This is a genomic window from Bifidobacterium psychraerophilum (assembly GCF_000741705.1).
Taxonomy (GTDB): domain Bacteria; phylum Actinomycetota; class Actinomycetes; order Actinomycetales; family Bifidobacteriaceae; genus Bombiscardovia; species Bombiscardovia psychraerophila.
Window position 1 is genome coordinate 151153 of record NZ_JGZI01000002.1, and the last position, 21853, is coordinate 173005.

Consider the following 21853-nt stretch of genomic DNA (forward strand, 5'->3'; position numbering starts at 1 on the left):
GTGCCCACTATCTACCCGAAAACTTCACAGTAGTGCTCAAGCCCTGTGCCCATTGGCTTCCTGGTATTTGCCCGTCGGCTGACACACCCGCTCGATGCACCCCGGAAACACCGGCCTGAGCATACCCGTAGGAGGCGTGGGAAAGCGGGTACCGTGAGGTGTGGATGAACAAGCGGAGCTGTCGGCGCAGCGTGGCAAGGTACTCAGATGCCGTATACCTGATGGGTGGTCTCCCGGGTCGCACGGGCGACGGCCTCGATCGGCTTGTCAACCGCGGCGGCCATCGCAGCCAAAGTGTACGGAATCATGTAGGGTGCGTTGCTTCGACCCCGATAGGGCATCGGCGTCAGGTACGGGGCATCCGTCTCGACCATCGCATGGTCCAGACCTACGATCGCCAAGGACTGGCGTATGCCGTCATTGCCTTTATAGGAAACGGTACCGGAAAAACTGAGGTACCAGCCCTGTTCCTTCGCGATCTCCGCCATCTCGGCGTCGCCCGAATACGAATGGAACACGGTCTTGCGAGGAGCACCGTCCTTCAGCAGCGTTTCAATGACCTGTTGGTGCGCATCACGATCGTGGATCTGCATCGGCAGGTCGAGCTCCTTCGCGAGCGCTATATGCTCGCGAAAGGCCTGACGCTGGATCTCCGTGGCAGCGGCCCCTGTGCGGAAGAGATCCATACCGGTCTCACCGATGGCGACAACCTGGTCGGTATTCGCCACGGCCAGCCGATGCACTTCGGCCAATGCATCATCAAAAGCCGTCTCATGCCAGTCCTGATAGCGCACCGGCAGACCATCCGGGCCCGGGACACCACGATGGCCGTGCAGCACCGCCTCATTCGGATGAATGGCCAGCGCCGCCCACACCCTGCCCGGATGGGTGGTGGACATGTCGACGGCTGTCTGCAGATGGGGCAGTTCGCACCCGACATCGATGATCGCACCGACACCCACATGGGCGGAGGCATCAAGCATCTGGTCCACCGAGTAGACGGGAACCGCCTCCTGCCCCTTGGCCTGCGCCTCTTCGGACATGGCGGCCACGAAGGGGATGACCGATGCGAGATGCGTATGGTCATCCACCACTTCGACGCCTTCCGGCAGTGCTTCAGGTGCCGGTGCCCAACTGCGTTTGCGATGATGCTTGCTCATAGCTCCTGCACAGTACACCAGCAGCGGCCCCGAACACCAACCCCCCCTCATGCCTGCTCGGCCTGCAAGGCCTCACCGCCATTGGCCACACGGATCATCGCGTATTGCGACTCGTACAACCTGAAGTAGGCCTGCTTGAGCGCCAACAACTCATCATGCGATCCGTGCTCCATGATCTGCCCATGGTCGATGTAGAAGATCTCATCGGCGTTCTCGATCGTCGAAAGCCTGTGCGCGATGATGAAGGATGTTCTTCCCTTGAGCAGATGGTCCAGCCCCGCCTGGAGGGCCTCCTCGGTTCTGGTGTCGATGTTGCTCGTAGCCTCATCGAGGATGAGGATCCGTGGATCGGCCAGCAGCACCCTGGCGAAGGCGATGAGCTGGCGCTGTCCTGCCGACAGCGTGGCTCCCCTCTCCTCCACCACCGTGTCATACCCATTGGGCATCTCCATGATGAACTCATGCGCATGCACGGCCTTGGCCGCGGATTCGATCTCCTCGTCACTCGCATCAAGGTTGCCGTATCGGATATTGTCCCTGATGTTGCCCGAGAAGATGAAGGTGTCCTGCAGCATGACGCCCATCTGGCGACGCAAGGACTCCAGGGTGACATCGCGGACATCGTAGCCGTCGATCGTCACCGAACCCTCGGAGACGTCATAGAAGCGTGAGAGCAGGTTGATGATCGTGGTCTTGCCCGCCCCGGTCGGGCCGACCAATGCGATGGTGCGTCCCGGCTCCACATGGAAGTCCACGAGATTCAGGATGTTGCGCCCACCTTCCTCGTACCGGAACACCACATCGTTGAAATCGACCTTGCCACGGATCTGAGGGAGTGTGGCGGCGCCCGGTTTGTCCTGGATCTCCGGCACGACGTCAAGCGTCTCGAAGATGCGTTCCAGGTAGGCCGAGCAGGTGATGAGCTGGTTGTAGAAGTTGCCGATGTTGATGACCGGGTTCCAGAAGTTATTGGCATACCCGATGAAGGCGATCAGAACACCGGTGCTCACATTGACGCCGCCGAATCCCATGACGCCCACGTAGTAGATGAAGGCGATCGTCATCGTGGAGATGTTCTGCACACCCGGCCACATGAGGAACTGGATGTGGACAGCCGTCATCCACGATTTACGGACCTCGCCCTGCTGCTCCTGGAAGGTCTCGTACTGCGTGCGCTCACGGGCGAAGGTCTGTGTGGTCTTCACACCTGCAATCGACTCATGGATGTAGGCGTTGAGGTTGCTCTGCTTGTTGGAGAGCTTCTGATACGCCTTGCGTTGGAAGAACTGCAGCACCCGCACCCAGATGATGAGCACAGGGAAGAGTATCAGCGACCAGAGCGTGAGCTTCCAGTCGATGACCGACATGACCACCAGGGTGATGATGAAGGTGAACACGTCGGAGATCACGTTGATCAGCCCGGAGCTCAGGGTGTCCGACAGGGTGTTCACGTAGTTGACCACGCGGATCAGGATCTTGCCGTGAGGACGCGAATCGAAATACGAGAAGGGAAGCGTCTGGATGTGCGAGAACAGATCACGTCGCATGTCCTTGAGCATCAGCTGGCCGACGCGCGTGATCGAAACCGTGCGGTAGCGCAGGCAGAGTTCGTAGATCACGATCGCCACGAGGAAGACGCCACCCAACAGCAGCAGTTGGGATACGTCCTTGTTCGGGATCACTGAATCGATGATGATTTTGATGAGGTACGGCACCGCCACCAGGATGCCGCTCATCAGGATGACCACCGTGAGAATCCTCACGACCTCGCCGATGTATGGTTTGAGATACACCCCCACACGCATGATGTCCCTGAGGTTGATCTGCTCTTCGAGCTCCTCGTCCTCACGGAAGGTGTTGCGTCGCTGTCCGTTGCTGCGCACGCTTTCCTTCGCCGCCTCGTCCGCGCTGCGCCGTGCATTCTTTCTCTGTGCACCGTTACGTCTTGCCATGTGCATGCCCCTACTCCTCGAAACCGGCGGATTGACCGGACTGCAAGCCAAGCTGCTTGCGATATATCTCCCAATAGCGCCCGTGGGCCTCAACGAGATCCTGATGCGTCCCCTGCTCGACGATTGCACCATGCTCCAGCACCAGGATGAGATCCGCATCCTTCACCGAGGAGATGCGGTGGGCGATGGTGATGATCGTCTTCTTGGTCTCCAACTCGCTCAGATGTCTCTGGATCTCCGCTTCGGTCTCCATATCGACGGCCGATGTGGTGTCGTCCATCACCAGGATGGATGGATCGTCCGCAAGAGCCCGAGCCAGACTCAGACGTTGCTTCTGCCCTCCGGAAAGACCCACACCGCGCTCTCCCACGACGGTGTTGTAGCCCTCCGGCATGCTCCGGATGAAACCATCGGCCCCTGCTATCGCAGCCACACGACTGACGAAATCCTCATCGTTGGCGGTGGCGCCGAAGGCTATATTGCCGCCGATGGTGTCTGAGAACAGGAAGGTGTCCTGCGCGACGATGCTGACCTGGGAGCGCAAGGTGGAAAGCGGCCAGTCACGGGCATCGATCCCGTCAATCAAGACATGGCCGACCGTCGGATCGTAGAAACGTGAGATCATGCTCACCAGGGTGGATTTGCCTGATCCCGTTTCGCCCAGGATGCCGAGTTTGGAACCCGCGGGCACGAAGAAGTCGAGATTCTTCAGGATCGGGGTCTCGGGATCGTCCGGGAAGGCGAAGCTGACATGGTCGAAACGTATTTCGCCACCGATGCGTTCGGGCGCCTTCGATTCGGTGTTGCTGATCTTCGCCAGCAAGGCATTGGCGTGTTCGACCGACGACTCGGCATCCGGCCGCTCGACGATTCTTGAATGCGAGGTCAGCAGACGCCTGATCTTGATGCAGGATGCGTTGAATCGTTGGATGTCGTTGATCAGCCATCCCGATTGGCGCACCGGCCCATCGATCATCCACAGGAAGCTGTCAAAAGCCACCAGGTCACCCAGGGTCATCATGCCTTCGATCACCAGCCAGCCACCGAAGACCAGGATGATCAGCTGCAGCATGAAGGATGAGCCATCGAGCCAGGGCATGTAACGACGGCTGTTGTAGGCCAGCTTCATGTTGCGCTGCATGTAGTCGTCGTTGTGCTCGTCGAATTTCTTCGTTTCAAAGGGCTCACGCACGAAGGCCTTGACGACGCGGTTGCCTTCGATGTTCTCCTCGACCATGGAGTTCAGACGGGCGAGGGAGTTGCGGATGTCGAAGAACAGCGGGTGCGCGTGGCTGGCGAGCGCACGTGTGAAGAAGAAGAGGAAAGGCGTCACGCAGGCCAGCGCGAGCGCCAGACGCCAGTCTATGGTGACCATGACGCACAGGGAGCCCACGAAGAGGATCACGCAGTCCGCGACGTTGTAGGTTACCCATGACAGGAAATGGCGTATGGCATCGGTATCGGAGGTCATGCGGCTCATGATGTCGCCGATACGGGTGTGGTTGAAGTAGGTGAAGTCCAGGCTGTGGAGCTTCTCGTATTCGTCTGATACCAGACGATAGATGGTGTTCTGTCCGAATCGCTCCATGAACATCTGGTAGCCGTATCGAACGACGGTCCTCACCAGGGTGACCGCGATCATGGCGAAGCAGAATTGCGGCAGACGGTCATGATGACCTTGTGTGATGACTTGATCGACGATCATCCCCGCCAACAGCGGCATGATCATCACCAGGACCTTGTCGATGACGAATAGCACGGAAACGGCGATTATCCTCGGCAGATCTGGTTTGCAGTATGGCAGTATCCAGCGCATGTTGCTGGCTTGTTGATTGTTGTTCGGATCGACGTACATCAGGGACAACCCCCGCGTTCCTTGTTGCTCTCTCCTACCCGGTTCTCTCCGGGATTCCCCGCTCGTATAACGAAGTTCGAATGGTGATGTCCGTTCCCAAAATTCCCCGTCGAATACGTAAGCTCGCAATATTCTATGCGAGACCTAGCGCTTTTCAACCGGCGGTTCTTCGGCGTGTCACGACGTCTCTTCGTTACCGCACAAGGGCTTGGGAAGATTCATCGAGTATGGCGGATATGCAATATTCGCTCCACGCGAATCAGGCATGACATATGGGTGTGCGATCCGAAGGCTTCCGCTGATGCATGTGTGGGAACAATCGATGCGTGCAGGACGCCACGCCACAAAAGGATAAGCCCGGCGGAGGGAACCGCCGGGCTTGAGAGAAGAGAGAAGAAGGGTTCAATTATGGGGTTCTGGGTGGAACCTCGCCAACGTGCTATCTGCTGACATCTCTTATATAAGCAACGCTTTCTTGGAAATGTGATGCGGTAAGCTCAAAGAACTCTGTGAATCTTGTAATCGCATCGTGTGCATCGGCGATTCAGGTATCCTTCCCGCTTCAGCGCCAGATCCGATCTCAGTCCTCACCCTGCTTCAACTTCGCCTGCTCCGCAGCGAGTCTCTCCGACTCCTTCGCTCGTCGTGCATCGAGTTCGCTCTGGAAACGGTCGAGTTCCTCCTGTACGGCCTCCTTGGGGATTTTGGCGAAAATCGGGGTCGGCTTCGCAATGGGAACGCCATCCCTGATCGCTTCGCGCTTCCACGGATGCACATTCTCTCCAAGGCGGTATTCCCCGGTGATGACCGGGTAACGGAATCCTGGCCTGTCCAGATCCTCCACCTCTTCGATATGGGGCAGCGGGGAGAAGACGCCGGTACCACCCATCGTCTCGTGCACACGCTGCGCCGAATGTGGCAGGAACGGTGCAAGCAGGGTGTTGGCATCGGAGACGGCCTGGGCGGCCGTATGCAGCACCACGGCCAGACGTGTGTCATCATCCTTGATCTTCCACGGTTCCATCGCGGAGATGTAGCGATTGATCGCGGCGACCGAGGACATGGCCTCGTTCAAAGCGGCTTTCTGCTTATGCTGCTCGATCAGGTTCCCGACGGTGTCGAATGCCTCATTCATATGTGCGAGCAGGGTGCGGTCCTCATCGTGCAGATCACCGGGATCCACCTCGGGGATGCGGCCGAACTCCTTGTGCAGCAGATTGGCGACACGGTTGACCAGATTGCCCCAGCTTGCGGCCAGTTCCTCATTGTTGTGACGGACGAATTCAGCCCATGTGAAATCGGCGTCGGACGTCTCGGGGCCTGCGATCGAGATGTAATAACGCACGGCATCCACCTGGTAGCGGGCCAGGATGTCCTTCACATAGATGACGATGCCGCGTGACGAGCTGAATTTCTTGCCTTCCATCGACAGGAACTCGCTGGCCACCACTTCCTTCGGCAGGTTGAGCTTCCCGAATTCACCCGGCTCCCCGCCTTTGGATCCTTCGCCGTTGTATCCCAACAGTTCCGAGGGCCAGATCTGGGAATGGAATGTGATGTTGTCCTTGCCCATGAAGTAGTAGCCCGGGGCCTGGGGGTCGTTCCACCATTGGCGCCAGGCATCGGGATCGCCCTGACGCCGTGCCCACTCGATGGATGCCGACAAATAGCCTATGACGGCGTCGAACCATACATAGAGTTTCTTGTTCGGGTTATCGATCCACCCGTCCACGGGGACCGGAATGCCCCAATCGATGTCTCTGGTGATGGCGCGGGGCTTGACTTCCTTGAACAGTCCGATCGAGAAGTTGATGACGTTCGTGCGCCATCCCTCGGTGCCCTTGAGCCAGGTGAGGTTGGCTTCGGCGAGTGCGGGCAGGTCCAGGAAGAAATGCTCGGTCTCCTCGAAAATGGGGGTCTCGCCGTTGATCTTGGAAACGGGATTGATGAGCTCATCGGGATCGAGCTCATTGCCGCAGTTGTCGCACTGGTCGCCGCGAGCACCCGCGGCGCCGCAGATCGGGCAGGTGCCCTCGATGTAGCGGTCGGGCAGCGTCCTCCCCGTGGAAGGCGAAATGGCGACCTGCTGCTTGTCTTTGTATATGTAGCCATTGGCAAGGCACTGCCTGAACATTTCCTGCACCACGCGCTCGTGGTTGCCGGTGGTCGTGCGGGTGAAGAGGTCGTAGCTCAATCCCAGATCGCACAGATCCTTGGCGATGACCTTGTTGTACCGATCCGCGAGTTCCTGCGCGCTCACGCCCTCGGCTTCGGCCTGCACGAGAATGGGTGTGCCGTGCTCATCGGTGCCAGACACCATCAGGACATCGTTGCCCTTCATGCGCTCATAGCGTGCGTAGACATCCGAAGGAACACCAAAACCTGCAACATGCCCGATATGACGTGGTCCGTTGGCATAAGGCCATGCGACGGCAACAAGGATATGACTCATAATCTCCGATTATTGGCGGCGGCGAGGACAGCTCAGCAGCTCTGGGAGCGGTGACTGCGTCCTGTGAGGCGGCGGACCCTGATATCACCCCTGCTCTTATGCACATACGCACGGTTGCAAGCTGCCGTTATGCACAGAAAGACCCGAAAATCACCCATATTGTCCACATTTCCACATTATCGAGCCGCCCGTAGCACGGTAGGCACCGTAATGGCATACCGTCCGTTCATGGAAACATCATCACGACAGGGCATATTGGAGCGCACGGATGCAAGGCCCGCCCAGCTTCAATCACGGACACGACGGACTCTGATACTGGCAAACGATCTTCCAGGGCCATTGAGCATGAGATGGCTGCATGAACTGGGTATCGTGATCCCTCTTGATGAGGGAAGCGCGTTCCTCAGCGATGATGCGGGCTCGCTGTATGGGCGGGCCACCGTGGCATCGGCACTGGTGCCCACCGGATCGGCGGCGTGCACACTGCTGGCCGCTTGGATCTGGACCGGCGGCCCATTCCCCGAAACCATTGACATCGTTTCACAGTCACACTATCGGGCACCTGTCCACGGGCATCTCATCAGGGTGCACAACCGGAACATCCCACCGGACCATCTGATGCGCATGGGGCGGCTATGGGTCACATCCCCGCAGCGGACGGCATGCGATCTGGCCTGCGACGATGGGCACGGCGGCCCCGAACTGCTCCGGATCATCAGCGCGGTGCTCCACCAGCACCAGCTCACACCCTCCGCCTGCCTGCATCTGCTTGCAAGCAATCCACGGTGGCCCGGGCACGCCAGAGGGGTGGCCTTGTTCAACGCGATGAAACATGACTTCGACTCTTAGCGGTACATGATGAGACCATTCCCGCAAGGAGAGCACCCTCACCGGCATGGGCGCCACAACCGACGGCGCAACACACGGCTCGACCGGATGAAAGCATCCGCCGACGAGGACGGCAGCACGCAACAGCGGCAGGGCCGAGGCCGGGAGGCACCGCCCTCGGCCCCACCGGCGCCACCGCCGCAACCCACCCCGATCCACGCATGCGACCCCCGCACGCCGCAGAGCACATTGTGGGAATTCGCCCGGTCATACCCCGAACTCCGCCGGTGGCTTGTGGCCAATCCCGCCTCCGACGCCGAACTGCTGGAATACATCGCCCAGTCAGGAGGACCCGGCGTTGCGCACGCTTTGGATATTCTGTTGGAATCCATCGAACATGGCGATGACTGAACGGCCCGACGCACACAACGGCGTCGGGCCTTGGCGATCGCGGCTCAGTGCTTCAGCGTCAGCACAGCCGAATAGACCTCTTTCCTGCTGGGCAAGGAACCATCCGGCAGCGGATGCTCGGCGATGACCTGGCCGATCGCCTCCTTGATGCGCAAACCGTTTTCCAGAGCCCGGTCAATCGCCAGAACCGCAAGATCCTCGATCGGCAAGGCGGCCGGTGCCGCAGCCAGGGCTTCATCATCGGAAGCGCCGGCGACGACCAGCACCATCTCACCGCGAGGCGGGTTCTCCTGAACCGAATGCAGCACCTCGGCGATGGACGCCCTGCGAATCTCCTCATAATCCTTCGTCAACTCGCGGCACAAGGCCATAGGGCGGTTGGGACCGAAGGTCTCCAACAGATCCTTCATCGAATCGTCGATGCGGTGCAAGGTTTCATAGAAGACCATCGTCCGCTGCTCAGATTGCATGCTTCGCAGATATTGCATGCGTTCGGCATGCTTGCGCGGGAGAAAACCCTCATAGCAGAAACGATCGGTGGGGAGCCCGGAAAGCGCGAGCGCATCGAGCACCGCGCTGGGACCTGGGGCGCAAGTCACCGGGATACCACGCTCGATGGCTCTGCGAACAATCGCCAGACCGGGATCATTAATCGTCGGCATGCCCGCATCGGAGACGACCAGCACGCAGGCGCCCTCTTCGACCTGATCCAACAGCCGCTTGGATTTCTCCTGCTCGTTATGGTCGTGATAGGCGATGACCTTGCCGTTGACATGCACGCCCAGGCGATTCGCCAGATCATACAGTCTGCGCGTGTCTTCTGCGGCGACGATATCGGCGTCCTTCAGCAACGCCACCAGTCGGGCCGATGCATCGAGCACATTGCCGATCGGGGTGGCGGCGAGCACGACGGTCCCTTTGGGAACCGGATTGCGGCCAGCAACGGCAGCATGATCGGCGGCAAGCGAACCCTCATCCGAATCAGTATTCGGGGAGGCCTGATGATCCTGGCTTCCGTGTTCCTGTCTGTGCTGCGGGGGGAGGGATTCGACATCATCGACACGGTCAAGTCGGGTGTCGTTTTCTCCAAATTGTTGTGTGGATTGGGCGGACTCGGTATGCATAGCTCCAGTATCCCCTAATCTTAGTATTGATGGGCTTTGCAAATACTAATTCTAAAAACACCCCGGCACGCGACCGGCGGCTGCTACTGCATCCGAGATGGCTCGGACCACGACTGATGGGCTGGCTGCTGCCACTGCTCATGGCGGCCTTCGGGGGCGCTTTGCGCTTCATCCGCCTTGGTTCCCCGCATGCCATCGTATTTGACGAAACATACTACGTCAAAGACGCCTGGACCATGCTGATGACCGGCGAGGCACGAAACTGGCCCAAGGAAATCGGGCCGGCGAACATACCGATCGACACCTTGTTCGCTCAGGGCGACACGAATCAGTGGCTCGCCACAGCCGAGTACGTGGTTCATCCGCCGATAGGCAAATGGATGATCGCCATCGGGCTCAAACTCTTCGGCGGCGCGGACAGCGCATTCGCCTGGCGTTTCTCAACGGCCCTGGTGGGCACCCTGGCCATACTGGTGCTCTGCCGTGTGGCGCTCCGCCTGTTCCACAACCTGCCGATAGCACTGATGGCGGGATTCCTGCTCTCCGTTGATGGCCTGGGCATCACGATGAGCCGAACCTCGCTGCTCGACAACTTCATCATGATCTTCGTGCTGTGCGCATTCGCCTGTCTGCTGGCGCACCGTGACCGCACGGCATCGAGACTGCAGGCCGCCTATCTGGCGGACTCTCAAAAACGCTCCGCGCGCTTCATACCCGTCACCCCGAGATGGGGGAAGCACAAAGGCCACACCCGCTTCATGCTCGATTCCCCCGGGCCAGCGGTGTTCTTCTCATGGTGGCGGGTCGTCGCGGCGGTCCTGCTCGGACTGGCCACCGGAACCAAATGGTCCGGCATCTACTTCTTCGCGGCCTTCGCCTTGTTCTCCGTGCTGCTGGATGCATGGGAGAGACATAAGGCCGGGTATCGCATGTGGCTGCTCAGCGGCATCTGGAAGGACGGCCTTCCTACCGCGCTGGTGATGGTACCGATCTGGGCCGGAACATATCTGGCTTCCTGGACCAACTGGTTCATGCACTCCGACTCGTATATGCACAATTGGGCGGCTGAGAACCCCGGTGAAGGCATAACATGGCTCCCCCAGACCTTGCGTTCCTTCGTGGAATACCACCGGCAGATGTGGGACTTCCACACCACGCTGGAAACACCGCACAGCTATATGGCGAATCCACTCACCTGGCCCCTGCAGACACGTCCGACCAGCTTCTATTGGGAAGAGCTGAACGACCATCCCGGATTATGCGCGATAGCACAGAACTCCAAATGCATCAGCGCGGTCACGTCACTGGGCAATCCGCTCATCTGGTGGCTCGGATCCGCATGCGTGCTGGTGGGCATCGTCGTGGCGGTGCTCCTGCGTAAAGGGGACTGGCGGATGTGGGCCGTGCTGATAGGTTTCATCGGCGGCTGGCTCCCATGGGCGCAGTACATACACCGCACCACCTTCACCTTCTACTCAATCGTCATTCTGCCCTGGATCGTGCTGGCGATCTGCTACATGGCCGATTGGCTGCGGCAGAATGTGAAAGCCACCGTCTATCGCAGCTCGGTCGGCGCCGCTCTGGGCCTGATCGCCCTGGTCTCGTTGTTCTTCTATCCGATCTGGACCGCGATACCGGTGCCCTACGAATTCTGGCTTGCTCATATGTGGTTCCCCAGCTGGATATAAGCAGCTGGGGAACCACACATGAGCCCTCGAGCCCGCAAGGCTCTCACCTCGCCTGTGTACAGTCCACCGGACTGTACACTGAACGGCTCGGCATATGTGGTTCCCCAGCTGGATATAAACAGCTGGATATAAATATTCCGTGACCGCTACGCGATGCCTTTACGGTCGTTTGGAGCTTTGCAGTCCTTTGGGGAGCAGGCACGCCGCATCCTTGGAACCGTATTCGCTGGGGTCCGAAAACCCCTCCCAGACATTCTCGGGGAACAACTCCTCCGAATAGGCGAACCACTCCTCGACGAGATTCGCCGACGAATCGGCCAGCCATCGCAACTGCAGGCCGTCCATCGCACTCATCGAGAGACTCCAGAGGTGACGGAAACGGTTGATGTCGGTGCGGTAGGGCTCGGGCAGCACCCAGTTCATCGCGGAGATCTGCCGCCAGAATTTCTGCTGGCGGTTGATGAAGTAGAGATGGGCGGGATGCTCGGGATTCAGGGCTTCGGCGTTGAGTATCGAGAAGAGCTTCACCATCTCGGGCCTCTTGATGTTGAACAGGACGTTGTCCAGACAGAAGCGCGGGAAATAGAAGAACTCATGCCCGTCCCGGTCCTCCCCCCTCGCATTGCCGTAGATGTATTCGTCGGCCGCCGATGAATCGTAGAGTTCCTCGATGACCATGCCGAGCAGATCGTTCTTGGTGCTGATGTAGTGGTACAGGGCCGATTCGGTGATCCCGATCTCGTCCGCTATATCCTGAAGCGACATGCCCCAGAAGCCTTTCGCCGCGATGATTTTAGCCGCGGCCACGGTGATCTGACGCCGTCGATCGGCAGGGCTCATACGTTTTCGGCGTGTGAAGCTGCTGGTGCCGAATACCTCCCTGGCCTGCGGATTGCTGGAGAAGGTCGAATCAACCGACGCCGCGTCAATGTGTTCAAGATGCTGTTGCTCCCGGAATCTGCTCCACCCTCTAACCGCCATATCTGCTCCTTGTCCTGAAGGCGCCCGCGTCTCAACGCCATGCGCTCGAACGATCGGCGACTGCCGCGACGATGATGGCATCTCCTGTGATGCCTAGGCGTATCACTGATTGTTCACTCCTATTGTAACCGAGCCATGACATCTTATTTATAAGTCTATAAATAAGTGCTATCTTATCTATAAGGTGGTCAATAACAAAGCAGTCTGGCCTCAACCCGTCAGCTCAGGCCGCCAGCCGCAACGATGCAGCTCGGAAAGGAAACACACAATGCAGTATGGTCACTTCGATGATGAGGCACGCGAATATATAATCGACACCCCAGCCACACCGTTGCCCTGGATCAACTATCTCGGCAGTGAGAATTTCTTCTCGCTCATCTCCAACACCGCGGGCGGCTACTCCTTCTACAAGGACGCCAAATTACGGCGCATCACCAGGTACAGGTACAACGATGTGCCGGCGGACAGCGGCGCGCGCAACTATTACATCAGCCTGATGGACGGCGACGCTGAGGCTGCTTCACCCATCGAGACCTGGTCTCCTGCATTCCTGCCTGCCAAAACCCCCTTGGACAGCTACCGATGCCGGCACGGTCTTGGATATTCGGTTTTCGAAAGCAGCCTTCATGGTGTCGCCAGCTCACTGACCGCTTTCGTCCCACTGAAGGCGAATGCCGAAATCAACCGCCTGGATGTGACGAATACCAACGATTTCCCGATCGTTCTCGACATCACCGGATCGGTTGAGTGGTGCCTCTGGAATGCTGTGGACGATTCCACCAATTTCCAACGCAACCTCTCGACCGGAGAGGTCGAAATCGAGCGAAACGACGACAGCACACTGCTCTATCACAAAACCGAATTCAAGGAGCGTCGCGATCACTACGCCTTCTTCGGCGTGAACGCAGCCACAAGCGGTTTCGACACCGATCGGGACTCTTTCCTCGGCATATTCAACGGCTGGGACACCCCACAGGCCATCACGGAAGGACGGGCGCATGATTCCGTGGCGCATGGCTGGTACCCCATCGCCGCCAACCGCGTGCGCATCCGGCTGATGCCCGGCGAACGCAGCAGCCTGGTGTTCACACTCGGATATGTGGAGGTGGATCCCGATGAGAAGTGGGACGGGCCCGCCTCGGCAGGAATCATCAACAAGCGACCGGCACACGAACTCTTCGCCCGTTTCAACACCGTCGAAAAGGTCGATGCGGCGTTCCGGCAGCTCCGCGAACACTGGACGACGCTGCTGGGCACATACAAGGTCAGCAGCACGGATGCCAAACTCGACCGCATGGTCAACATATGGCACCAGTATCAGTGCATGGTCACCTTCAACATGTCCAGATCTGCTTCCTACTACGAGTCGGGAACCGGCCGGGGCATGGGTTTCCGGGACTCGAACCAGGACATCCTCGGCTTCGTCCACCTGATCCCGGAGCGGGCCAGGGAACGCATCATCGACATCGCGTCCACACAGCTGGACGACGGATCGGCGTGGCACCAGTACCAACCGCTGACCAAACAGGGCAATGCCGAAATCGGCGGCGGCTTCAACGACGACCCCCTCTGGCTCATCGCCGCCGTCCACGCCTATCTCGCGGAGACGGGCGACGTCTCCATACTCACCGAAGAGGTCCCCTTCAACAATGCCGAAGGGACGCAATCCCCGCTGCTGGAACATCTGCGCAGATCGGTCGCCTTCACGCTCACGCATACAGGCCCGCACAAGCTGCCGCTCATCGGCCGCGCGGACTGGAATGATTGCCTGAATCTGAACTGCTTCTCGAAGGACCCGGGGGAAAGCTTCCAGACCGTGGAGAACATCAACACCGACGTGGCCGAATCCGTGTTCATAGCAGGCATGTTCGTGCTCTATGGAGGCCAGTATGCCGACATCATCGAGCGCTACGGATCCGCATGCTCGATGTCCACGGAGCAGATCACGAAGGAGACCGCCTCCGTACGTACGGCGGTGCGGGTGATGAGCGAGACGGTGGAAACCGCCGGATGGGATGGTCAGTGGTTCCTGCGGGCCTATGACGCCTACTCGCATCCGGTCGGCAGTCATGCGGACCCGGAAGGCAGCATCTACATCGAGCCACAGGGGATGTGCGTCATGGCGGGCATCGGCGTACAGGACGGCAAGGCGGCCCGCGCGCTGCAGAGCGTCACGAGCAGGCTCACCAGCGAATGGGGGACGGCGATTCTGGCCCCGGCTTATTCCACCTACCGCATCGAGCTCGGCGAGATCTCGACATATCCTGCGGGATACAAGGAGAATGGCGGCATCTTCTGCCACAACAATCCGTGGATATCCATCGCCAATGCGCTTATCGGCGATGACGAGGAGGCCTTCGCCATCTACCGTCGAAACTGCCCGGCCTACGTGGAGGAGCATTCGGACATCAGGAAAGTGGAACCCTATGTCTATTCCCAGATGGTTGCGGGCCCCGAGGCGGCGAATCCCGGAGAGGGGAAGAACTCCTGGCTCACCGGAACCGCCGCGTGGACCTTCGTCAATGTCTCCCAATACCTGCTCGGTATCCGCCCGACGCTGGACGGCTTATCCGTCGAGCCGCATCTCCCGGGCGGATTCGACGACCTGTCGGTCACGCGGGTGTACCGCGGCGTGACCTATCACATCGCTTTGCGCAGAAGCGGCGAACGCACGCTGAGCGTGGACGGACAGAGCGTCGACGGCAGCACCGTCCCACTGCCCGATGAAGGCGTCACCACGGTGAATGTGCTCTCCACCTTCTGAGGATGTCTTCGCATCCGATGAAGGCCTGATGCGAAGCGGCTATACTCCACAACAACACGGCATGCTAGGAAAGGTACAGGCATGAGATATTTCGAAACAGACATCGCTGGCACGGACGGCAGCGAGGGCCGCTTAGTCGGTTACTGCATAGACAACAGCCCCGAGGTGGACATGGAGCGGCACCGTCCCGCCGTGCTCATCATCCCCGGAGGCGGTTATGCGATGACCTCCGACAGGGAGGCGGAACCCATCGCGCTGACCTTCGTCGGTGCCGGATACAACGCATTCGTGCTGCGCTATTCCGTTGCGCCCAGCACCTATCCCGTGGCTCTGCTGCAGGCGGCGGAGTCGATGCGGCTCATTCGCGAACATAGCGATGAATGGCATGTGAACCCTGCTGCGATAGCGGTTCTCGGCTTTTCGGCCGGCGGTCATCTTGCCGCCAACCTGTCCACCAGTGCAGGGGACGGGACCTTGTCCCAACATGGTTATGACCCGGAGCTGACCAGGCCGAACGCCCTGATGCTGGCCTACCCGGTGATCACATCGGGTCCCCTGGCCCACAAGGGCAGCTTCGATAACCTGCTGGGAGATCATCGGGACGATCAGGGCCTGCTGGATGATCTCTCGATCGAAAGGCATATCGACGGCGGCACCCCGCCTGTTTTCGTATGGCACACCATGACCGACGACACCGTACCCGTCGAGAATTCGCTGATGCTCATTCAGGCCTGCAAGGATGCCGGGGTGAGCGTCGAGGCCCACCTCTTCCCCGAAGGCGGCCACGGTCTGGCGCTGGGCACAGCCGAAACGGCATGGGGCGGCTCCGGCAACATCTTCCCATGCATACAGATCTGGCCCAAGCTGGCTTTGGATTGGCTGTCCCGCCTGTTCCAGAAGTCCTGAGACCTCCGGATTCGCGTATCGCCCGGCATCATCCTTTCCGGGATGCCGGGCGATACGGGAATCCACCTCTTATATCAGGAGGAAGGCGCGCGGCCTCCTTCAGGCCGAGTCCGACGTGACCCTCACCTCATAGGCTTGCATATCGCCCCGCACCGCACCGGTCAGATTGATCGTGAAGGTGAAGACACGTCCGTCATCGCCGTACCGCCTGCACAGCTCCACCCCATCCGGCGTCTCAATCGATTCGACACCGGCATGCCGGATCACGGATTTGATCAGCATATCCATACCCCGCTCATCCAGAGGCGTGCCGACATAGTAGGCCCGTCCATCGCCATAGGCATTGGCGCTCACGGCAGGGGTGCCGGCGTAGAAATCCTCGCCACCGTAATCGGCCACGGCCTCGGCACCTTCCAGATGCATGATGCTGGCGACGATTGTTCCCTGCGTCGTCGTCCCATCCCCGTTGAAGACCACCGGAATCGACTCCTCCGGGGCGAGACCGTCGATTTCCTCGACCCACACGCCACACAGCTCGCGCAGCGGACCCGGGTAACCGCCAGGAATCACCAGATCATGCTCATCATGGAGACCACTCATATAGCCGGTCACCAGGTGGCCGCCCTCGTCGACGAAGGCCTCCAATGTCCGCGCCACACCGGGCTTGATCATAATCAGTGCGGGCGCCACCACCACCGCATAGCGTCGCATCTCCTCCAGTGGTGTGGTGCTGGCGATGATGTCGACCGGTATATTCAGCTTGTGCAGCGCACGGTAGAAACGGTGCACCTCCTGAGGGTATGAGAAACCCGTGGTCGGTCCCACACACGATTCAAGCGACCAGTAACTTTCCCAATCGAATATGACCGCAACCGCCGATCTGGTCTGCGCACCCATCACATCCCTTCCGAGATCCTTCAGCTCCTCACCGAGTGCGGCGCTCTGCCTGAATACACGGGTCTCCTCGCTACCGTCATGCCCTATGACCGCACCATGGAATCGCTCGCATCCGCCGAGGGACTGCTTGAGTTGGAAGAACTGGACGGTATCGGCGCCGTGGGCGACGGCCTGCCAGCTCAACGCCCTCACTTCACCGGGCCGTTTGACCTTGCAGTAGGGGAACCAATTCTGCTGGTTGGGTGTCTGCTCCATCAGCATAAAAGGCTTCCCACCACCCACACCGCGCATCAGGTCATGGCACATGGCGGTATAGCTGGGTTCGGTATCCATACCCGGATAGTTGTCCCAGCTGACCACATCCATCTCACGTCCCCACTGGAAATAGTCGAGGTCCTTGAAAGCACCCATAAGATTCGTGGTTACCGGGGTGGTGGCATCGAACTCCCGAATGGCCTCACGCTCGTTGATGAAGCATGCGAGCTGTGAGTCGTTCTGGAAACGTCTGTAATCCATCAGCAGTCCGGATATGACCGCCTTCTCGGTACCGATGCCGTCCGCATATTCGCTGGGCGGAACGACGTCCCTCCAGTCCGTGACGGTATGGCTCCAGAAGTTCGCGCACCAGGCTTCGTTGAGTGCAGCGACGCTGCCGTACTTGTCCCGGAGCCATTCCCTGAAGGCCTCGGCACAGCGATCGCAGTAACACATACCTCCACCGCCGCCGTATTCGTTGCCGATATGCCACACCAGCAGTCCCGGCATACCCGCATACCGTCGTGAGAGCTCACCCGCCAGGGCATGCGAGAACTTGCGGAAGACGGAGGAGTTGGGACAGAAGTTATGTCGGCCTCCGAACACCCGTCTGACGCCATCCGCACCGGCTCGCATCACCTCGGGGAACTCCCGGGACATCCATGCGGGCACGGCGGCCGTGGATGTGGCCAGTACGATGCCGAAGTGATGTGCCTGAAGCAGCGCGATGATGCGGTCCAAAGTCGCGAAATCGTATCGACCGCTCTCAGGCTGTAATTGGGTCCATGAGAACACGTTGATCGTGGCTTCGTTGATATGGGCGTGTTCCAGCATGACGATGTCGCGCTCCCATGTCGATTCGTCCCACTGCTCGGGATTCCAATCCCCTCCGAAGAGAAAACGGTCAAACATCGCCTTCATCATGCCTTCCTTCCTCATGTGACGTCGCAGCGCCCGTGACACCTTCCGCCAGCGTGTATTCCACATCGTCGAACACCGTGAGCCCCTCCCCATGCGCGTAGAAGCCGAGGAGCGTCCCCGTGAAACCACCGGCATTCGTGAAGCTGAGCACCTTGCCGGGAGCATGCCCCAGATCGATGCCGCTCCCGGGTTCGCTGCTCGCGCGGAAGGAATACCCTGTATCGTCACCGCGCACACCAACGCGTACCGGATACCTGTCGGAAAGACGTGCCGAGGCGACGATGCTATCCAAGCCGACGTTGTGCACACGGCACTCGATGAGGGACATGCCATCTCTCGGAGCCTGCACGGACAAGGTCATGTAGTGCCCGGCATTCGCATAGATGACGATTCCCGCCTCTCCGGCCAGGATCCGGCTTGGGTCAAGCAGTACCGCCGAAAAGTCGCACATCATATCGGTCTGTCTGGTACCGATAAGCGGTGCCCCATAAGCGGGGTCGAAGGTCGCACGGCCCGCGGCTATGACGACCGAGGTCGAGTCGGCATGGTGATGCACCCTATGCCGTCCGGCGACATCGATTCCCGGAGTGATCCAGGCAACGGCGCGCTCCAGCGCATCACCCTTCCCTTCCAGCTGCGTCTCATAGGATTGGTCGCTCAGATCGGGCCATCCACCCTTCCAGGTGAAACGGACGGCATATGGCTCACGGCCGATCCACCCCTGTGCGGGGTATTCGTTGTTGTTCCTGGTCCCATGAAAGACCATCAAACTCCGGTCATCCTCGAAATCCGCACAGTCGCAGTGCCCTATCGCCTGCAAGGTCAGATGGGTGCTGCGGTTCGTGATCAGGGGATTTCCCGGATACATCTCATATGGCCCTTCAGGGTCACGAGCGCGGGCCATGTTCTCCATATGACCGGATTCCGTCCCTCCTTCGGCCCACATCAGGTAATACATGCCTGCGCGTTTGTACATATGCGGACCTTCGGGATTGGAACCGGTGATGCCCGCGCAGATGCGTCGACGCGCATCCAGAACCCTGCCTGTCGACAGATCGATACGCGACATATAGATGCCGGCGGGCTCAGCTTCACCATCCTCCTGCGTCTGCGCACCCTCATTGCCGCAGATGTATGCCGTGCCGTCATCATCAACGAAGAGACTGGGGTCTATCCCGGGCCACCCGTCGATCCATACCGGGTCGGACCAACCGGCATGTGGGTCGGAGGCGGTCAGCATCAGATTCCCCGCGTTCACATTGGTGACGATGAGATAGTAGACACCGTCATGCACCCTGATGGTCGGCGCATACATGCCCTGGCTGTTGCCGATCCTCTCGTACACGAACTGGCTGGATCTGGCGAGCGCATCGCCGATCTTCGTCCAGTGCTCGCCATCCTCGCTTTCGAATACCGGTAGCCCCGGAAAGAATTCGAAGGAACTGTTGACCATCAGATACCGTCCCTCAGGGGTACGGCAGATGCTCGGGTCAGGGTGGAAACCGGACACTATGCGATGTGCCGGCTTGCAGTTGAACAAAGTCATCGGTGATCCTCTCGCTTTGCTTATCGCGTCCTACGCCGGCACTAGCCTTCGATCGGCCGGGTTCCTGGACGGACCAACACGGGCAGTGTGTGGTAATCGAAAGCTTCGGTGTGCCATCCCGCTTCGTATGTCTTGCCGGTCAGCGCATTCCTCCACAATCCACCGTCCTCGGACTGCGGCACATAGAAGCGTGCGACGCCATCAGGGCTGAAAACCGGCGCTACCAACAGATCGCCGCCAAGCATGTACTGCGTGTCGATGTCCTCGCAGGAGGGATCATCGGGGAACTCCAACACCATGGCCCGCATCATCGGGACCCCGGTCGTATGCGCCTCCTGTGCCACCGTGCGCAGATACGGGATGAGACGCAGCTTCAGCTCGGTGAATTCGCGGGTGACCTCCACCGCCTCGTCGCCATAGAGCCAGGGCACCTTGTATTCGGTCGAACCGTGATAACGCGAGTGGGATGAGAGCAGGCCGAATTGGGTCCAGCGTTTGTAGAGGTCCGGCGAAGCCTTGTCCTCGAATCCGGCGATATCATGGCTCCAATACCCGAAGCCTGACATGCCGAATGAGAGACCCGCCCTCAGTGATTCGGCCATCGAGGCGTAATTGGATGAACAGTCCCCTCCCCAATGGACCGGGAACTGCTGACCACCGGCCGTTGCGGAACGCGCGAAGACAATCGCCTCGTCCTTGCCCCTGACCTCTGCCACCAGGTCGTATACAGCCTGGTTATACAGCTGGGTGTAATAGTTATGCATCAACTCGGGATCCGAATTATCGTGGTATCGCACGCCTTCGGTCGGAATTCTCTCGCCGAAGTCGGTTTTGAAGCAATCGACCCCCTGGTCCATCAGATGCCTGAGCTTGCCTTGGTACCACGAGACCGCCTCCGGATTGGTGAAATCGACGATGGCCATCCCGGCCTGCCACTTGTCCCACTGCCAGACGCTTCCATCGGTGTTGGTGATGAAATACCCCTTGCTCGCGCCTTCGGCGAATAGTGGTGACTTCTGGCCGATGTAGGGGTTGATCCAGACGCAGACCTTGAGACCGCGCTCATGCAGCTTGGCGAGCATCCCTTCAGGATCGGGGAACTTGCGTTCATCCCACGTGAAGTTGCACCACTCAAGCTCTTTCATCCAACGGCAGTCGAAATGGAACACCGACAGAGGGATATTCCTCTCAGCCATGCCATCCACGAAACTCATGACGGTTGCTTCGTCGTAGTCGGTGGTGAAGGATGTGGAAAGCCAGAGCCCATAGCTCCAATCGGGCACCAGAGGCGGCTTCCCGGTGAGATCGGTGTATGTGTTCAGTATGGCTTTGAGATCGGCGCCGCCGATCACCGAATATTTCAGTTCCTCTCCGGGAACGGAGAACTGCACGCGGGAGACTTTTTCCGAGCCGATCTCGAATTCGACCCGTCCAGGGGTGTCCACGAACAGGCCATAGCGCTTGTTGCTCAGGTAGAAGGGGATGTTTTTGTAGGCCTGCTCGGTTCCTGTGCCGCCATCCTCGTTCCAGATGTCAACGCTCTGGCCGTTTTTCACGAAATTGGTGAAGCGTTCGCCCAGTCCGTAGATTTTCTCGCCCACGCCCAGATCGAGTTGCTCGCAGACGTGCAGCAGCCCGTCCGGATCGTCCACCAGTCCTTTGGCGCGCGGCCCGCTATGGGCGATCTCCTTGCCGTCATATCGGTAACTGAAATCCATCGCTTCGCCTTTGGCGATGTACAAGGACAATCTGCCCGAGGTGAAGACCCAGGCCTCATCATCCTCGCTGATGTCCACCTGGGCGTCGCACTCGTCAAGGATGAAGGCGGGCCGACGATCCGGGCCACCACGATGATTGATCAAACGGGTGGTGATCACGTCCGGGCGCGGGCTGCTCACCTCGATGGTCAGCAGCCCGCCATCCAAGGTCTGTCCGGGATGGTGGATCGGTGAACCGAAAGGACTGTAGAGCGTCAGTGAGCCGTCCGATACATCCGCCTCATACACATTGGCTGCGTACCTGACGTCAAAACCGTCTTTGACCATCCATCCGCCGTTGAGGAATTTCATGACTGTGTCTCCTTTGATACCTTCTCGTGTGCAGTGCAATCCCT

The 21853-nt window shown here is 59.4% G+C and carries 14 protein-coding genes; 5 read left to right on the forward strand and 9 right to left on the reverse strand.

Going from position 1 to position 21853, the window contains the following annotated elements; translation table 11 throughout:
• Positions 1–203 precede the first annotated feature (203 nt).
• The 4 genes from BPSY_RS01035 to metG all read right to left on the reverse strand — a co-directional run bounded on the left by BPSY_RS01035 (position 204) and on the right by metG (position 7419).
• Complete coding sequence (locus tag BPSY_RS01035; protein WP_033495937.1) at positions 204–1160, reverse strand: TatD family hydrolase; 957 nt, start codon at positions 1158–1160, stop codon at positions 204–206.
• Between the two features lie 47 nt (positions 1161–1207).
• Complete coding sequence (locus tag BPSY_RS01040) at positions 1208–3112, reverse strand: ABC transporter ATP-binding protein (RefSeq protein WP_081884057.1); 1905 nt, start codon at positions 3110–3112, stop codon at positions 1208–1210.
• 10 nt (positions 3113–3122) lie between these two features.
• Positions 3123–4967: an ABC transporter ATP-binding protein gene (locus BPSY_RS01045; RefSeq protein WP_033495935.1), complete on the reverse strand. Its 1845-nt coding sequence runs from the start codon at positions 4965–4967 to the stop codon at positions 3123–3125.
• Positions 4968–5547: 580 nt separating this feature from the next.
• Positions 5548–7419 (reverse strand): methionine--tRNA ligase, encoded by a 1872-nt coding sequence (gene metG, locus BPSY_RS01050; RefSeq protein WP_033495933.1) that lies wholly within the window; start codon positions 7417–7419, stop codon positions 5548–5550.
• A 228-nt stretch (positions 7420–7647) separates the two neighbouring features.
• On the opposite strand from metG, the gene BPSY_RS01055 reads away from it, so the two are divergent.
• On the forward strand, positions 7648–8268 hold the full coding sequence (locus BPSY_RS01055; protein ID WP_052118884.1) for a hypothetical protein: 621 nt from the start codon (positions 7648–7650) through the stop codon (positions 8266–8268).
• An 87-nt stretch (positions 8269–8355) separates the two neighbouring features.
• Positions 8356–8658, forward strand: coding sequence for a variant leucine-rich repeat-containing protein (locus BPSY_RS10845; protein WP_081884042.1), 303 nt, complete (start codon positions 8356–8358; stop codon positions 8656–8658).
• Between the two features lie 44 nt (positions 8659–8702).
• Here the strand turns inward: BPSY_RS10845 and rsmI are convergent, their stop codons facing one another.
• Positions 8703–9782 (reverse strand): 16S rRNA (cytidine(1402)-2'-O)-methyltransferase, encoded by a 1080-nt coding sequence (rsmI, locus tag BPSY_RS01065; RefSeq protein WP_238556759.1) that lies wholly within the window; start codon positions 9780–9782, stop codon positions 8703–8705.
• 116 nt (positions 9783–9898) lie between these two features.
• Between rsmI and BPSY_RS01070 the strand changes: the two genes are divergently transcribed.
• Positions 9899–11470, forward strand: a complete 1572-nt coding sequence (locus BPSY_RS01070; RefSeq protein ID WP_238556760.1) for a dolichyl-phosphate-mannose--protein mannosyltransferase — start codon at positions 9899–9901, stop codon at positions 11468–11470.
• A gap of 159 nt (positions 11471–11629) precedes the next feature.
• Here BPSY_RS01070 and BPSY_RS01075 read toward each other — a convergent pair whose 3' ends face one another.
• Complete coding sequence (locus BPSY_RS01075) at positions 11630–12451, reverse strand: TetR/AcrR family transcriptional regulator (protein ID WP_033495930.1); 822 nt, start codon at positions 12449–12451, stop codon at positions 11630–11632.
• A gap of 268 nt (positions 12452–12719) precedes the next feature.
• On the opposite strand from BPSY_RS01075, the gene BPSY_RS01080 reads away from it, so the two are divergent.
• Positions 12720–15215, forward strand: coding sequence for a glycoside hydrolase family 94 protein (locus BPSY_RS01080; protein ID WP_033495928.1), 2496 nt, complete (start codon positions 12720–12722; stop codon positions 15213–15215).
• A gap of 81 nt (positions 15216–15296) precedes the next feature.
• Positions 15297–16121 (forward strand): alpha/beta hydrolase, encoded by an 825-nt coding sequence (locus BPSY_RS01085; RefSeq protein WP_033495926.1) that lies wholly within the window; start codon positions 15297–15299, stop codon positions 16119–16121.
• Positions 16122–16220: 99 nt separating this feature from the next.
• On the opposite strand, the gene BPSY_RS01090 is transcribed toward BPSY_RS01085, so the two are convergent.
• From BPSY_RS01090 to yicI, 3 genes are read right to left on the reverse strand one after another with little or no spacing between them, the layout of a single operon-like run.
• Positions 16221–18197 carry a beta-galactosidase gene (locus tag BPSY_RS01090; protein ID WP_238556761.1) on the reverse strand — a complete coding sequence of 659 codons (1977 nt, stop codon included), beginning with the start codon at positions 18195–18197 and terminating at the stop codon, positions 16221–16223.
• Complete coding sequence (locus tag BPSY_RS01095) at positions 18178–19740, reverse strand: glycoside hydrolase family 43 protein (protein ID WP_081884045.1); 1563 nt, start codon at positions 19738–19740, stop codon at positions 18178–18180. Before BPSY_RS01095 ends, BPSY_RS01090 begins: the two co-directional genes overlap by 20 nt.
• A gap of 41 nt (positions 19741–19781) precedes the next feature.
• The gene (gene yicI / locus BPSY_RS01100; protein WP_033495924.1) at positions 19782–21809 is read right to left on the reverse strand and encodes an alpha-xylosidase; all 2028 of its coding nucleotides are present in this window, start codon (positions 21807–21809) and stop codon (positions 19782–19784) included.
• Between the last annotated feature and the right edge of the window lie 44 nt (positions 21810–21853).